Below are 14,834 nucleotides of genomic sequence, written 5' to 3' on the forward strand. Positions count from 1 at the left end.
CTTCTAGAAATGGCACAGGCACGTCTGCTCGGTAACCGCTACCGGCTCGACTCGGTGGTCGGCCGCGGCGGCATGGGCACCGTGTGGCGCGCCTTGGACACCATGCTCGGCCGCGAGGTCGCGGTGAAGGAGGTCGTCCTCCCGCCCGGTCTGAGCGACGCCGAGCGGGCCGTCCTGTACGAGCGGACGTTCCGCGAGGCGCGCGCGTCGGCGCGGCTGAACCACTCCGGGGTGGTGACCGTCCACGACGTCGTCGAGGAGGCGGACCGGCCCTGGATCGTGATGGAGCTGGTCCTCGCCCCGTCGCTCCAGGACATCATCGAGCGCGGGCCCATGGAGCACCGCAGGGTCGCCGACATCGGGCTCCAGATGCTCGGCGCGCTCCAGCACGCCCACCAGAAGGGCATCCTGCACCGCGACGTCAAGCCCAGCAACGTGCTGGTCACCGACACCGGACGGGCCGTCCTCACCGACTTCGGCATCGCGCAGATGGAGGGCGACTCGACCCTCACCCAGACGGGCCTGGTCATGGGGTCGCCCGCCTACATCGCGCCGGAGCGGGTGCAGGGCGAGCGCGCGGTGCCCGCCTCCGACCTGTGGGCGCTCGGCGCGACCATGTACGCGGCCGTGGAGGGGCGCTCCCCCTACGAGCGGTCCGACGCCATGTCGTCGCTGCAGGCCGCGCTGATCGAGCCCGTCCCGCCCGCGCGCAACGCCGGGCCCCTCGCCCGGGTGCTGGAGGGGCTGCTCGTGCGCGAGCCGTTCCACCGGATGACGGCGGCGCAGGCGATGCCGCTGCTCACCCAGGTGGCGGCCATGCCCGCGCCGCCCCCGCCGATGCCGACGCGGCTGGACGAGACGGTGGCGGACGAGCCCTCCGCCCGCTACCTGCCCGGCGGGCGGACCGAGGGCGCGTCGGAGACCGTCCTCGACCCCGAGGACCTCGACCCGGTCACGCGCCGCGACCCGGGGCAGGACACCGACCTCGATCCGGTGACCCGCCGCGACCGCGGCGAGCCCGGCCCGGTGGACCGCCGCGACCCGGGCCCGTTCCACGACCGGAACGCCCCGCAGCCCCCGCCGCCGTCCCCGCCCCGGCCGGAGCCGGAGTCGCGGACGATGCTGGAGACGGAGTGGGCGCCGCCGCCCCCGTCCCAGCACCCGGCGGTGCGGCAGCCGCATCCGAGCCTTCCGCCGCAGACGCCTCCGCCGTGGGAGCAGCCGCAGCAGTACACGAACTGGCAGCAGCCACCGCCGCCGCCCGTCCACGACCGGCCCGGCGGCGAGCGCCGCAGGACGGTGCTGGTCGTCACGGTCGCGGTCGTCCTCGTCGTGGCCGCGGTGCTGCTGGGCGCGTTCATCCTGCGCGGCAAGCTGAGCACCGGCGCGCTGGGCGGGACCGCCGGTCAGCCGGCGCCCCCGGCGGCGAGGCCGCTGATCTGCGCTCCGCCGGCGGTGACGGCGGGCTGCTCGGAGACCACGTCCGTCAGCACCATGTAGGGCGGGGTCAGCGGCGGCGGCGTCGCGGGGGTGAAGGTCACCGGGACGCCCAGCAGCTTGGCCGACATCTTCGTCGTGTACATGACGACGTCGCCGCTCAGTGTGAGGCCGCCGGTCCGGCTCCGCGCGGTGGCGCCGCCGTGCACGGCCGTCTGGTCCACGTTCTTCAGGACGGCCTTGGACATGCTGAACTTCAGCGCCTTCACCGTCCCGCCCGCCGAGGGGAGGGACGCGACGCCGTCGTAGCTGAGCCCCGACATCGTCAGCGAGTCGGCGCGCAGCGTCCCGGTGTCGGCGTAGAGGCGCGGCCCGGTCCCGGCGTCCTTGGCCGGGGCGGGCGTCGCGGTGGGCGTGGCAGAGGGTGTGGCAGTGGGCGTGGGGGTCCCGCTGGTACTCGGCTGCGGTGACGGCGTCTGGCTCCCGGAAGGCGTCATCGGCGCGGAGGTCTGCGCAGAGGACGGCGCGGAGGACGGCGCGGAGGGCGAGGGAGACGGCGTCGTCGAGGCCGCGGCGAAGGCCGGGGCCGGGGTTGGGGCGGACGAGTCCGACGGCGCCGGTGAGGGCGACGGAGCCAGCAGGTGGACGCCCAGGAGGGCCGGGACCGCGAGGGCCGTCAGCCGCCCGCCGCGCGGCGCCGCGTGCGTCCCGGGACCGCCGCCCCGGGACGCGGTGCGGCGCCGGGGCCCGTCCGGGGACGGCGACCAGGCGAAGCCGAGGGCGCCGCCGAGCACGCCCAGCAGCAGGCCCACGAGGAACCCGCCGAAGTTGGACGTGAGGAACGACGCGAGCGACAGCAGGACGGCGAGGACGCCGTAGAAGCTGCGGTGGGCGGGCTGGAACCACAGCAGCGCGCCCGCGGTGACGAGCAGCGCGCCGATGAGCCAGCTCGCCACCCCGGCCATGCCCTGGTGGACGATGAGCGGCATCGGGGCCAGCGGGATGGCGATCAGCTCGACGCCGCCGAGGACGGCGAACACGCCTCCCCAGAAGGGGCGTGTCCGCCGCCAGCGGCGGAACCCGCGCGGCGCGCGCCGGGCGGGCCCGGTGAGGTGGGCCGACCCGGTGCGGGGAGCGGATCCGGCGGGGCGAGGGGGTTCGGCGGGAAAGGTCATGGCCTCAGAAGCACTCGGCGCCGAGCTTCATGCTGAGGTCGTTCAGCTTGAAGGTCCCGGCGGTGGTCGCCCACGCGACCTGCCTGACGTTCCGCAGCTCGATCGTGGACGCCTGCTGCCCGAACATGCCCGCCGCGCCCTGGGCGCCGTCCGGGCCCTTGTCCAGCGTGCTCGCGTCCCGGCCGATCTCGATGTTGGAGAACGTGGCGTCGGCGTCGAGCTGCTCCACGTCCAGGACGAGGTCGCTCGCCTCGACGGGCTTGGCGCCGGTGCCCGCGGTCAGCCGCAGCGTGAACGGGCCGACCTTCACCGACTGGCACATGTCGCGGATCTGCGCGGACCTGATGGCCGAGACCTGCACCGGGTGCTTGGCGCCGTCCTTGCTCGCGTCGATCCCGCCGTACTGGACGAAGCCCTGCCCGCTCAGCGAGTCGGCGCTGACCTTGAAGCTGCCGCCCGAGACGGCGAAGGAGGAGGCGATCGCGCCCTGCGCGGTCATGAAGACGAGCGCGCCCGCGCCGACCGCGGCGGGGGCGGCGATCGCGGCGAACCGCTTCCAGCGGACGCGGCCGAGCGCGGCGTCGGATGAGGGGGACATGGGGGCTCCCGGGGGGTTCGTGGTCCTCGACGGACCTCGGTGACACGGGTCACTGATGTGACGCAGAGTGCAAGTTACCCCCAAGTACTTACTTGCGACAAACCGGACAAGCGACATGAAAGGTAAAAGATTCGAGTCGACTGACCTGCAAGATCACGTTCGGGCGGGTCGGGCTGCCTGGAGGGAGGTGAAGCGGAAACCGGCTACGGTCAGTAGCTGCTGATGGGCGCGGCAGGCGCCGCCCCGCAAGGGAAGGAGAGGTTCAGGCGCCCGCGGTCAGGGCGTCGAGCGCCATGCGCAGATCGGCGACATGGGCGTCGAGGTCGTCGGCGGACTCGCCGGACCGCATCCGGGCGACGTCCGCCTCGATGCGGGAGACCCGCTGGTCGAGGGCCGCCAGAAGCCTGTCGTACCCGGCCGCCGAGCCCTCGCCCTCCTCCAGCGTCTGGCGCAGCAGCCGGGCCTGCTCCCGCAACTGCTGGTTGCGGCGGTGCAGTTCCACGAACACCGATACCTTCGCGCGCAGCAGCCACGGGTCGAACGGCTTGGTGAGGTAGTCGACGGCGCCCGCCGCGTAACCGCGGAACGCCTGCTCGCCGGTGCCGCCGCCCGCGGTGAGGAAGATGATCGGGACGTCGCGGGTGCGCGGCCGGGACTTGATGTGCTCGGCCGTCTCGAACCCGTCCATCTCCGGCATCACGACATCGAGCAGGATCAGCGCGAAGTCGTCGTTCAGCAGTTCCTTCAAGGCGGCCTGGCCGGAGGTGACGGGCACGACCTCGACCGGCAGCGCGTCGAGCACGGCCGTGAGGGCGGTGAGATTCTCCTCGCGGTCGTCGACGGCCAGAATCCTCGCGTCGTGCGGCACCGGACTCCCTAGCGTCGGTGACGGCCTGTACCGTCCACCCTGTCATGGTCCTGCGGGCGACAACAGTGAATCGCCGCAGAGTAAAATTTCTAGGGCAGCCAGCCCGGTTTGACCAGTCCCGACTCGTAGGCGAACACGACGAGCTGCGCCCGGTCCCGTGCCCCGAGCTTCACCATCGTGCGGCTGACGTGGGTCTTCGCCGTGGCGGGGCTCACCACCAGCCGCGCGGCGATCTCCTCGTTCGACAGCCCCTCGCCGACCAGCGCCATCACCTCCCGCTCCCGCTCGGTCAGCGCGTTCAGCCGCGGCGAGGGCGCGGGCTCCTTGGCCCGGGCGGCGAACTCGGCGATCAGCCGCCGCGTGACGCTCGGTGACAGCAGCGCGTCCCCGTCCGCGACGGCCCGGACGGCGTGGATCAGCTCCACCGGCTCGGTGTCCTTCACCAGGAACCCGCTCGCGCCGCCGCGCAGCGCCTCGAAGACGTACTCGTCCAGCTCGAACGTGGTGAGGATCACGATCCGCACGCCGTCCATCCGCTCGTCGGAGGCGATCCGCCGCGTCGCCTCCAGGCCGTCCAGGCCGGGCATGCGGATGTCCATCAGGATGACGTCGGGGCGCAGCCGGCGGGCCCGCTCCACCGCCTCCGCGCCGTCGCTCGCCTCCCCGACGACCTCGATGTCGGGCTGCGCGTCCAGCAGCGCCCGGAACCCGGCCCGCACCAGCACCTGGTCGTCGGCCAGCAGCACCTTGATCATCGCGCGTCCCCTCCGGCCCGTGCGTCCGCCTCGGCGTCCAGCGGAAGCCGCGCCCGCACGGCGAACCCGCCGCCCGGCCGCGGACCGGCGTCGAACGCGCCGCCGAGCGCGGCGGCCCGCTCGCGCATGCCGCGGATCCCGCTGCCGGCCGGACGGTCGTCCAGCGGGGACACGCCCCGGCCGTCGTCCTCGACCTCCACCACGATCTCGTGCTCACCGTAGGCGATGCGGACCCGCGCCGTCACCGGGCCGGGCCCCGCGTGCCGGGTCACGTTCGTCAGCGACTCCTGGACGATCCGGTACGCGGCCAGGTCGGCGCCGGCGGGCAGCGGCCGGCGCTCGCCGGTGGTCTCGGCCTCGACCGCCAGCCCCGCGGACCGGGCGCGGTCGAGCAGGTCGTCCAGCCGCTCCAGCCCGGCGGTGGGGGCCCGCGGCGCGGTCTCGCCCTGCGCCCGCAGCGCGCCGATCACCCCGCGCATCTCGGTGAGCGCCTCCTTGCTGGCGTCCTTGATGGCGGCGAGCGCCGTCCGGGCCTGCTCGGGGTTCTCGTCCATCAGGTGCAGCGCCACGCCCGCCTGCACGTTGATCATCGAGATGTTGTGCGCGAGCACGTCGTGCAGCTCGCGGGCCATGCGCAGCCGCTCCTCGCTGGCCTGGCGGCGCTCCTCCTCGGCGCGCGTGCGGGCGGTCTCGGCGGCGCGCTGCGCGCGCATCCGGATCAGCTCGGCGGTGACGAGCACGACCAGCGCCCAGCCGACGACGAAGGCCGACCCGCCGAGCGTCGGTTCCTCCACCGGGAACGGGCCGCCCTGCCCGCGCTCCGCGGCCGGGACGCCGATCAGCGCGGTCAGGCCGAGGTAGGCCGCGAGGCCGATGCCCGTCCCCGCCCAGACCAGCAGCCGGTGCCCGGCGACGACGGCGGCCATCATCGCGACGACCAGGGACAGCGGCGCCGGGCCGTAGGTGTAGGCGCGCAGGAAGTACACGGCGGTCACCGCCGCGGTGGAGCACACCGTGAACACCGGGTACCGGCGCCGGAACAGCAGCAGGACGGGCCCGGCGAGGAGCAGCGCGAAGCCGAGCGGGTCCAGCGCGGTCTGACCGACGTCGTCGCCCCCGTGCCTCCAGGGCGGGCCGTCGGACGACCGCCCCGGACGCCCGTTGTCCTGCGCGCCCAGCGACCCGAACACCTGGAAGAAGGCGAGCAGGAGGGGGACGACCCACACCGGCCACGCGGCGGGCCGCGGCCAACGCGGCGGCGAAGTGCTCATTCCTGCACGTTAAGACATGCGCTTGCGGCGCCACGTCGGCCGTGGGGAGTCAGCGCCCCTACTCCGCGGGAGGTATCCGGAGCCGGGCGCCCAGCCATGCCAGGACGCCCGGGACGTGGTCGCGCCACTGGGACGCGGACGCGGGGGAGCCGTCCACCAGGGACGTCCCGACGCGCATCGGAGGGCGCGCCAGCGAGGCGAACCGCCGGGCCTGCTCGTCATCCCTGCCGGACGCGACCAGGACCGACACCGGCGGCGGCGGGACGTTCTGGAGCCGCCACAGAAGGTCGCCGGCGAGCCGGTAGCGCTCGCTTCCGCCGTAGAGGTCGCCGTCGGGCGCGCCGAACCGGCCGCCGAGGCTCGCGGCGGCGGTGAACCGGTCGGAGCGCAGCATCGCGAGCCGGGCGGCGCAGTAGCCGCCGGCGCCCGTCCCGGCCACGGCCCATCCCTCGCCGCCCCGCGCCACCCGGTACTGCGAGGCCAGGGCCTCCGGAAAGTCCTGCGAGAGGTAGGTACCGCCGAGCGTGGCGTGCCGCCCCGGCACGTCCATGCAGTCGGCGGCGCCGCGGATCCGCACCATCGCGTACACCATCGGCTGCGTCCCTCTGGCGGCCGATGGCAGGCCGGCGTCCCGCAGCCAGTCCGCGGGCGCGCCCTCCGCCATGAGGACGACGACGGGCAGCGGCTCGGCCCTCTGGAAGTACTGCGGCGGGAGGTAGACGTACGCCTCGCCCTCGATGCCGCTCCGGACGCCGTGGATCGTCAGGCGGTCGACCCGCCCGTCCTCGGCGGGGTCCTGCTTGTGACCCGCCCGCTTGGGCGCGAGATCGGTCACGGCGCGCTGGACGAGGCGTCCCGCCGCGTGCTGCGGCTGGACGTGCTGGACGTGGACCTTCGCGGGGTCGTTGCCGAGCAGGTCGTTCCACGTCGCGTAGAACACGAAGTACCGGTTGGCCAGCAGCACGACCGACGCGGTGAGCGCGGCCTGCGTGGCCAGCAGGAGCCCCGAGCGCGCCAGCACGGCCCGGACGCCGGGCCCCGCCGGCCGCCGCCACAGGACGACGGCCGCGACCGCGCAGCCCAGCGCCAGCAGGCACACCGGCCCGATGAGGGCGGCGCTCACCGGTTCCATGTCAGCTCACCGGTTCCATGTCAGCTCACCGGTTCCATGTCGGCTCCCGTTCCGGGTCACTCGGCCCTCAGCCGCGCGCTCAGCCACCTGATGGACGGCGGGATGTACTTGCGGAACGTCTTGAAGTTGTGGCCGCCGCTGCGCAGCAGCACCTTGTCCACGACCAGCGGAGGGCGCGCGGCCCGCATGAACCGCTGCGCCGACGGGAACGTCTTCTCGCCGACGTCCGCCGACGCGACCAGGATCGACACCGGCGGCGCGGGCAGGTGCCGCAGCCGCCAGACCAGGTCGTCGCTCAGCCGGACGGCCCGGCTCCCGCCGTACAGGTCGCGGGTCGTGGGGTCGAGCAGCGCGTCGAAGTGCCCGGCCATGCTGACGGCGGCGAAGAACCGGTCGGAGTGGAGCATCGCGAGCTTCGCGGCGCAGAACCCGCCGGTGGAGTAGCCGGCGAGCCCCCAGCCGCTCCGGTCCCGCGGCACCCGGTAGGTCCCGGCGACCGCCTCGGGGACGTCCTGCGCGAAGAACGTCTCGACCTGCGGCCCGCCGGGCACGTCGGCGCACTCGGTGTCCCAGCCGCGCACCACCGTCGGCCGCATCATCACGTAGATCATCGGCTGGATCCGCCGCTGCGCCTGTGCCCGCGCGACGTCGGCGGGGACGTGCCCCTGGTGGATCCATGCGAGCCGGTCCGCCGCCGGGTACCCGGCCAGCATGAGCACGACCGGGAAGCGGCGGGCGGCGTAGGCGCGCTGGAAGTACTGCGGCGGCAGGTACACGTACGCCTCCGAGGCGAGGCCCGTCCGGACGCCGCGGATGTCGAGCCGCTCGACCTGGCCGTCCTTGGCCGGGACGTGCTCGGCGCGCGGCCCCGGGTCGAGGCCCGACTGCACCGTCCGCACGGCCCGCGTCGCGGCGGCCGCGTTGCCCCCGGGCGACCGGTGCGGCTGCGCGCTTCCGCCCGCGGCGCTCAGCAGGTCCGTCCAGGAGCCGTAGAAGAGGTAGTGCGCGTTCAGGGCCGCGAGCAGCGTGAGCAGGAGAACTAACTGGCAGCCCGCCAGCATCAGCGTGCGGACTCCCACGGCCCGCGGCCCGGATGAAGCGGCGCGCGGCCAGGCGCGCACGGTCGCGGCCATGCAGCCGACGGCCAGCAGAAACAGCAGGCTCAGCGTCCCCGCGCTCGTGAGTCCCACGCATCTACTACGACCGAGGGGCGGAAAAAGTTCAGCGCGCCCAGCGGACGGGCAGGTGCGCGAAGCCGTGCCGGGCGCTCGACCGCAGCATCACCGGCTCGCCCGCCGGCTGCGGCAGGCCGGGGCGTTCGAGCAGCGCGACGAGCAGCGCGCGCAGGTGCACCCGGGCGAGCCGCGCGCCCAGGCAGGCGCGGTGCCCGAACCCGAAGCACAGATGGGACGGGCCGTCCCGCAGGAACCGGTCGGGGACGAAGCGCCCCGGCTCGGCGAACACCTCGTCGTCGTGGTTCGCGGACACGAGCCACAACATGACCTCCTCGCCCGCGAGCAGTGGCACGTCGCCGACGACCGTGTCGCGCTGCACGGTGCGCCGGACGTGCAGCACCGGCGTCCACCAGCGCAGCATCTCCTCGACGGCGCTGTCGATGAGCCGCTCGTCCCGCCGCCCCTCCCGGAGCCGGACGTACTCGGCGGGATGGCGCAGCAGCGCGTGGAGGCCGCCGGCGAGGGTGTTGCGCAGCGTCTCGGGGATGTCGCGGGCGACCTCGCGGACGAAGTCGACCGGCTCCCGCGGCGGGATCCGCGCGAGCATCGCCGTGGTGGGCGGGTCCATGTCGATCAGCGCGGCCTCGCCCGGCGGCTCCTCCCCGCTCAGCGGCCCGTGCACGACCCCGTCCACCTGGGGGGAGAACAGTTCGGGATGCAGGAGGGCGTACCGGACGTCGCGGTGGCGCAGCACGGCCCAGGCGCCCGGCCGTCCGGCCGTGCGCCCGTCCAGCCACACCACGGGCGTCCGCGTTCGGAGCCGTTCGAGGCTGTCGTGGGGGACACCCCGCGCGTAGGCGTCCGCGCAGTCGAGGACCCCGGCGTCGGAGACGGGCAGCGTGCCTCGCCGTTGAGGCATGGGTACCTCCTCTACCAGGCAGACGCTAACGCGTTACGGCCGCGTGCTGAAGGGCCGGTTTCGGCCGTGCCCGCCGCAAACCCCGCCGAAACGGCGTGCACGCTATCCCGCGAGCCACTCTCCGGTCTCCACGCTGACGAGGCCGTGCCGGGCGGCTTCGATCACCGCCTCCCGCTGCGAGTGCACCCCGAGCTTGCTCAGGACGCTCTGGACGTGGCTGCGCGCCGTGCTGCGCGTCACCCCCATCGCCTTGGCGAGCGCCTGGGTGGACTCGCCCCGCGCCAGCCGCGTCAGCACCTCGCGTTCCCGCGGCGTGAGGAACCGGGCGAACCGCCGCGCCTGGTCGTGCCGGCGGGCGTCGCCCTGGCGGATCCCCTGGTCGACGACGACCTCGCCGTCCGCGATGCGGCGCAGCACGGCGAGGATGTCGCCGGCCTGCTGCCCCTTGTGCGCGAACCCGCGGACGCCCGCCGCGATGCCCGCCTCCAGCACCGGCCGCTCCAGGAAGCCGGTCAGCACGACGAACCTCGTCCGCGGGGACGAGCCGCGCAGCCGCGGCATCCAGTCGAGCGCGGTGCCGGACGGGAAATGCAGGTCGATCAGGCAGAGGTCGGGCTGCGCGGTCCGCAGCACGGGCAGCGCCTCGGCGGGGGAGTAGGTCACCGCCACGACGCTGTGGCCGGCGTTGGCCAGCACCAGGGAGAGCGACTCGGCGAAGACCGCGTGGTCGTCGCAGACGACCGTTCTCATGGATGCGGCCGCCAATCGTCGGCGAGCGCGTCGGCGAGCGCATCGGCGAGTTCGTCGGCGTGAGTCTCGGCGTGCGCGTCGGCGAGGGCGTCCGCCGGCCGGTCCTCGGGGGGCGGCGCCGCCGGCAGCAGGATGCGGACGCGCGCCCCGCCCATCTCGCAGGTGCGGATCTCCAGCCTGCCGCCGTACCCGGAGACGAGGTCGTGGACGATGCCGAGGCCGAGCGACGCCAGGCCGGGCCGGGCCGGGCCCCGCCCGGCATGCGGCCCCTTGTCCATACCGAACCCCGGGCCATCGTCGTCGACTTGGACGACGAGCCAGCCCTGGTCGGTCTCCACGCGCACGTCCACGCGTCCCTCAGCGACGCGGAACGCGTTCTCGATGACGTTCCGGACCGCACGCCATAGGGCGACCGGGTCGATGTGCGCCCATGCCTCCGCGGCGGTGAGGCGTACCTCGTGCGGGGTGACGAGCCGCATCGCGGCGACGACGTCGGCGGTGAGGTCGTCCACCCGGATCCGCTCCGGGTTGGGCGCCGGGCGGTCGTCGTCGTCCTCGTCGAGCCGGCGCAGCAGGTGGTCGAGCCACCGCGTCTCGCCGAGCAGCTGGTCGATGCGGGCCCGGCTGGTGTCGCCGACGTCCTCCGCGACGACGACGGCCGAGGCCAGCATGATGATCGTGCCGAGTTCGTGTCGGATGTCGTGCCGCAGCCGCCGCCGCCAGAGCGACTGGCCGCCGCGGTCGGACGCACCCGTCCGGTCGCGGCGGTCGTGGCATCTGCCCTCCCAGACGCCCGTGCCCGCGAGCGTTCTCCCCCCGATGGGAGCGTCCGCCCGGGAAGACCGAGCCCACCCGTTGTTCATGAGGACCACCCGCCCCGAAGTTCCAGCACCGTCTCGACGGTCCCCCGGCCGCCCCGGGGATGTCCAGTAGATCGTCCGCCATATGTCACCATTTGTCCGGATGCGGTCATTTTGTCGCAGAGCGTAAACTCGGCCCCTTTACGTGGCGTCTCAGTCGACATATCGAGACCGCGAGGTATTTCTTTCATGCTGACGGCGTAGTCGCTTTACGCATTCCGGCGGGTGTGCCGCGGGAGGTGCGGAGAGACAGTCTGACCATGCCGACGGTCACATTCATCGGACATGCGGGGGTGGCGGTGGACGCGGCCGCGTTCCATCTGCTCGCGGACCCCTGGCTCTCTCCGGCCGGGGCCTTTCTCGGGGCCTGGCACCAGTATCCGAGAAACGATCACCTGGATCCCGGCCCCCTGCTCGACGCGGACTGGGTGGCGGTCTCGCACGAGCATCTGGACCATTTCGACCCGTGGGTCATCGAGCGCCTTCCGGTGCGAACCCGGATCCTCATTCCGGGTTATCCCGGACCCGCCTTCCGGGAACGCGTGGCGGCCGCCGCCGGCGGGCGCCAGGTAATCGAGGTGCCGCCATGGGAGAAATTCGCGCTCGACGATCGCGGATCATGGCTCACCGTCATTCCGGAACTATCTCCCATGTGCCATGACGCCGCCTTTTTGATCGTGGCGGACGGCCGCGGGATCCTGCACTGCAACGACGCCCGGCTCACCGCCGCGCAGGCCCGGCGGGCCAAGCACATGGCGGGCGGCAGGCTCGACCTGATGGCGCTGCAGACGTCCGGGGCGTCCTGGCACCCGATCTGCTACGAGTACCCGGCCGGCGAGATGGCCGAGGTCTCGATGGCCAAGCGCGTCGCCAAGCTGCGCGCGGCGCAGCGGCTCGTCCGGCAGACCGAGCCCGTGCTGGCGGCCCCGTTCGCCGGGCCGCCGTGCTTCCTGGACGCCGAGGTCGACCACCTCAACTGGGTGCTCGACCAGGAGGGCGGCGCGTTCTGCGACCCGGAGGCCGCCACCTCCTGGCTGCGCGAGCATCTGCCGGGGCAGCGCTGGGAGTGCTTCAAGCCCGGCGACGCCGTCGATCTGGACACCGGCGAGATCACCCGCGACCCGGTCTCGGCGGAGTTCTCCTTCGCCGACGCCGACCGGGACGCCTACCTCCGCCGGTACGCCGCCGACCGGGCGGCCGCCATCGCGGCCGTGCTGGCCGGGCATCCCGAGCCCGGCCCGGACCTGTTCGACCGGTTCACCGCCCACTTCGCCCGCCTCGGCGGCCTCAGCGACTACTTCCTCCAGCGGATCGCGATGACCGTCCGCTTCGAGGTGACCGGCCCGAACGGCGGCACCTGGGACGTGGACTTCTCGCCGGACGGCCTCACGGTGGCGGAGGCGTCCCCGGACGTCCGCCCGCACTACCGGATCACCACCGCGGCCCGCTGGCTGGACGGCGTGCTCACCGGCCGGATGGCGTGGGAGGACCTGCTCATCTCGTTCCGGCTCAGCCTCTACCGCGACCCCGACGTCTACAACGACCACCTGGTCGGGCTGCTCAAGCACGCGAACGCGCCGGCGCTCGACGCCGTCGAGGCGTACGAGACCGGACGGGACGAGAGCGAGCGCATCGTCGTCGCCGACGGCGGCGCCCGCTACGACATCCCGCGCTACTGCCCGCACGCGGGCGAGGACCTCTCGGTCGGCGCGGTCGTCCGGGACGGGCGGATCCACTGCCTGGCCCACAACTTCGCCTTCGACCTCGCCACCGGCGAGTGCCTCAACGCCCGCGCCGCCAACCTCACCAGCCGGCCGCTCTGACCCTGCCCCCGGCCGCGGCGGCCCGTGCCGCCGCGGCCGGGGCGCCGGACGAGGTGGCGGTGAAGTTCCGCGTGGTCACAAGACGGTTGCGAATGGTGAGGCGCGGCGTGTCCGGAACGGGGTTTGGATCGCGGCATGTTAGCTTTTCGCTTGCTATTTGGGGGTTTGAAGGGGTGTGCGGTTGAACCGCAGGAAGCTCGGCCTTATGGCCGTCGCGTTGATTCTGGCCGTCGGTGTGATGGAAGTCCTGGCTCTGAGGCTCGGCTCACTGGAGTTCCCGGTCCCGTCGAGATCGCAGCATCCGGCCGTGGCCGACGAGCCCGGCGGCAACTGACCCCTCAGCGCGCCGTGTTGCGGGCCTTCATGAGGCTCTGCAGATCGGGGTGGGCGCCGCCGGACGCGTCCGAAAGGGCGGGGCAGGCCCACTCCTCCTGGCGTCCCCAGGAGTAGGAGATCTCCAGCGGAGGCCGCGGCGCGAGCCGGTCCCAGCGCGCGAGGATCTTGCGGAACTGGGCCTGCGTCGGCATCCAGTACTGCTTGTCGCCCTTGGTGCAGCTCTGCCCGAACGTCTGCAGGACGGGCGCGACCTTGGCGCGCGGGATGCCGGCGGCGTCCGCCATGCGGACCATCCGGTCGATCGCCCCGATGTCGCAGTGCTCGCGGGTCTCCGGCGAGCCCTTGCAGGGGTAGGGGTCCAGGCCGACCAGGTCGACGCCGACGCGTCGCGGCGTGAGCGGCTTCATCGGCCAGTCGGTCAGCGAGATGAACGAGACCTGCCCGGGTGCGTACGCCTCGATGTGGCGGGCGCGGCGGCGGATCTCGCCGGCGACCTCCGGGCAGTCGCCGGTGTTCGGCTCGTCCGACAGGTACCACCCGTACACCCTCGGGTCGTGGCCGAAGCGCTGGACGGCCCGCTGGAACGCGTCCCAGCCGAGTTCGAAGTCGCCGCAGGTGAAGTTGCCGACCCAGAGCAGCGCCTGCATCCCGGCGGGGACCCCGGCGACGAGCGCCGGGTCCGCCTTGACGTCCACCAGGTCGTAGCCGAGCGCCCGGAGCCGCGGATAGTCGGACGGCCGGGTGTTCAGCGCGATCCGGCGGGTCCTGCCGGGCTCGGTAGCGGGCGTCCCGGGCGGGGCCGCCGGACCCCGGTACGGCTCGTACCCGGACGCCCGGTCGTGCAGGTAGAGAAGGAATCCGGCCGCGAGCACGACCGTCGCGGCGACGGCCGCGATCTTGAATCGGGCGTCCCGGAGGTCCATCCCGCGTCACTCCCCGAAAGCGGTGGTCAGGCGGCGGAGCCGGGCTCCTCGGCGGCGCGCACCGGCTGCTCCCTGACGGTGGTCTCCCTGACGGTGGTCTCCCTGACGGTCGTCTGCCTTACGACGGTCTGCTCGACGGTCCCGGCGGCGTCCACCCGGAGGGGCGGGACCGTGAAGCCGAGGATGTGCCTGACGGTGTCCCAGAGCGCGCCGAGCGTGGCCCGCATCGACGGGTCCCGCAGGTAGACGGCGTCGACCGCGACCCGCGCCGGGACGATCCGCTCGATGTAGCCGGCGAGGTCGACCTCCTCGCCGGGGCCGAGCACGTCGAAGTCGCGGAACCGGACCTCGGACACGCCCGTCAGCCCGGGCCGGTGCTCGAAGACCCAGCGGCAGCCCCGGTCGTAGTGGACGGCGAGGTCGTAGGTCTCCGGGCGCGGCCCGACGAGGGTCATCTGGCCGCGCAGGACGTTCACGAGCTGCGGCAGCTCGTCCAGCGACCACCGGCGCAGGACCTTTCCGACCCTGGTCAGGCGCGGGTCGCAGTTGGCGGTGACGGTGAGGCCGCCGACGCCCTGCCGCATCGTCCGGAACTTGTACATGGTGAACGGCCGCCCGCCCTGCCCGACCCGCGTCTGCCGGAACACGCCCGGCCCCCGGCTGGACAGCCGCACCAGCAGGTAGACGAGCACCAGCGGGACGCTGAGGAGCAGCAGCCCGGCGACCGCGCCGGCGACGTCCAGCACGCGGCGCGCCGCGGACGGGGGGATGCCGTCGGAGATGTCGACGGGACGGCTCGCGAACTCGGACAT

15 protein-coding genes are annotated in these 14,834 nt (G+C 73.6%); 3 read left to right on the forward strand and 12 right to left on the reverse strand.

The genetic code is table 11. From position 1 onward, the window contains the following. Positions 1 to 9 precede the first annotated feature (9 nt). Complete coding sequence (locus tag K4S16_RS46445; RefSeq protein ID WP_149259283.1) at positions 10 to 1,500, forward strand: serine/threonine-protein kinase; 1,491 nt, start codon at positions 10 to 12, stop codon at positions 1,498 to 1,500. On the opposite strand, the gene K4S16_RS44320 is transcribed toward K4S16_RS46445, so the two are convergent. The 10 genes from K4S16_RS44320 to K4S16_RS13825 form a co-directional block, all read right to left on the reverse strand. Next, positions 1,407 to 2,612 (reverse strand): DUF6114 domain-containing protein, encoded by a 1,206-nt coding sequence (locus K4S16_RS44320; RefSeq protein WP_160160908.1) that lies wholly within the window; start codon positions 2,610 to 2,612, stop codon positions 1,407 to 1,409. The genes K4S16_RS46445 and K4S16_RS44320 overlap by 94 nt on opposite strands. A gap of 4 nt (positions 2,613 to 2,616) precedes the next feature. Further along, entirely contained in the window at positions 2,617 to 3,210 is a 594-nt protein-coding gene (locus K4S16_RS13785; RefSeq protein ID WP_149259284.1) for a DUF6230 family protein, read from the reverse strand. 262 nt (positions 3,211 to 3,472) lie between these two features. Then, entirely contained in the window at positions 3,473 to 4,078 is a 606-nt protein-coding gene (locus tag K4S16_RS13790) for a response regulator (protein WP_149259285.1), read from the reverse strand. 89 nt (positions 4,079 to 4,167) lie between these two features. Further along, a complete protein-coding gene (locus tag K4S16_RS13795; protein ID WP_149259286.1) occupies positions 4,168 to 4,833 on the reverse strand; it encodes a response regulator transcription factor in 666 nt (221 codons plus the stop codon). After that, the gene (locus tag K4S16_RS13800; RefSeq protein ID WP_149259287.1) at positions 4,830 to 6,104 is read right to left on the reverse strand and encodes a sensor histidine kinase; all 1,275 of its coding nucleotides are present in this window, start codon (positions 6,102 to 6,104) and stop codon (positions 4,830 to 4,832) included. Before K4S16_RS13800 ends, K4S16_RS13795 begins: the two co-directional genes overlap by 4 nt. A 58-nt stretch (positions 6,105 to 6,162) precedes the next feature. Beyond that, positions 6,163 to 7,236 (reverse strand): esterase family protein, encoded by a 1,074-nt coding sequence (locus tag K4S16_RS13805; protein ID WP_149259288.1) that lies wholly within the window; start codon positions 7,234 to 7,236, stop codon positions 6,163 to 6,165. 56 nt (positions 7,237 to 7,292) lie between these two features. Beyond that, a complete protein-coding gene (locus tag K4S16_RS13810) occupies positions 7,293 to 8,426 on the reverse strand; it encodes an esterase family protein (protein WP_149259289.1) in 1,134 nt (377 codons plus the stop codon). A 31-nt stretch (positions 8,427 to 8,457) separates the two neighbouring features. Continuing rightward, positions 8,458 to 9,330 (reverse strand): cytochrome P450, encoded by an 873-nt coding sequence (locus K4S16_RS13815; RefSeq protein ID WP_149259290.1) that lies wholly within the window; start codon positions 9,328 to 9,330, stop codon positions 8,458 to 8,460. 102 nt (positions 9,331 to 9,432) lie between these two features. Continuing rightward, entirely contained in the window at positions 9,433 to 10,080 is a 648-nt protein-coding gene (locus K4S16_RS13820; RefSeq protein WP_149259291.1) for a response regulator transcription factor, read from the reverse strand. Next, positions 10,077 to 10,943 carry a sensor histidine kinase KdpD gene (locus K4S16_RS13825; RefSeq protein ID WP_149259292.1) on the reverse strand — a complete coding sequence of 289 codons (867 nt, stop codon included), beginning with the start codon at positions 10,941 to 10,943 and terminating at the stop codon, positions 10,077 to 10,079. The genes K4S16_RS13820 and K4S16_RS13825 overlap by 4 nt, the downstream gene beginning before the upstream one ends. Before the next feature lie 257 nt (positions 10,944 to 11,200). Between K4S16_RS13825 and K4S16_RS13830 the strand changes: the two genes are divergently transcribed. Together K4S16_RS13830 and K4S16_RS44325 are read left to right on the forward strand one after the other, a co-directional pair. Further along, the gene (locus tag K4S16_RS13830; RefSeq protein ID WP_200841851.1) at positions 11,201 to 12,763 is read left to right on the forward strand and encodes a Rieske 2Fe-2S domain-containing protein; all 1,563 of its coding nucleotides are present in this window, start codon (positions 11,201 to 11,203) and stop codon (positions 12,761 to 12,763) included. 181 nt (positions 12,764 to 12,944) lie between these two features. Beyond that, positions 12,945 to 13,097 (forward strand): hypothetical protein, encoded by a 153-nt coding sequence (locus tag K4S16_RS44325; RefSeq protein WP_160160909.1) that lies wholly within the window; start codon positions 12,945 to 12,947, stop codon positions 13,095 to 13,097. 4 nt (positions 13,098 to 13,101) lie between these two features. Here K4S16_RS44325 and K4S16_RS13835 read toward each other — a convergent pair whose 3' ends face one another. Next, complete coding sequence (locus K4S16_RS13835) at positions 13,102 to 14,022, reverse strand: hypothetical protein (protein ID WP_149259293.1); 921 nt, start codon at positions 14,020 to 14,022, stop codon at positions 13,102 to 13,104. Positions 14,023 to 14,048: 26 nt separating this feature from the next. Then, positions 14,049 to 14,834: a sugar transferase gene (locus K4S16_RS13840; RefSeq protein WP_149259294.1), complete on the reverse strand. Its 786-nt coding sequence runs from the start codon at positions 14,832 to 14,834 to the stop codon at positions 14,049 to 14,051.

The organism is Actinomadura sp. K4S16, assembly GCF_008327685.1.
GTDB lineage: Bacteria > Actinomycetota > Actinomycetes > Streptosporangiales > Streptosporangiaceae > Spirillospora.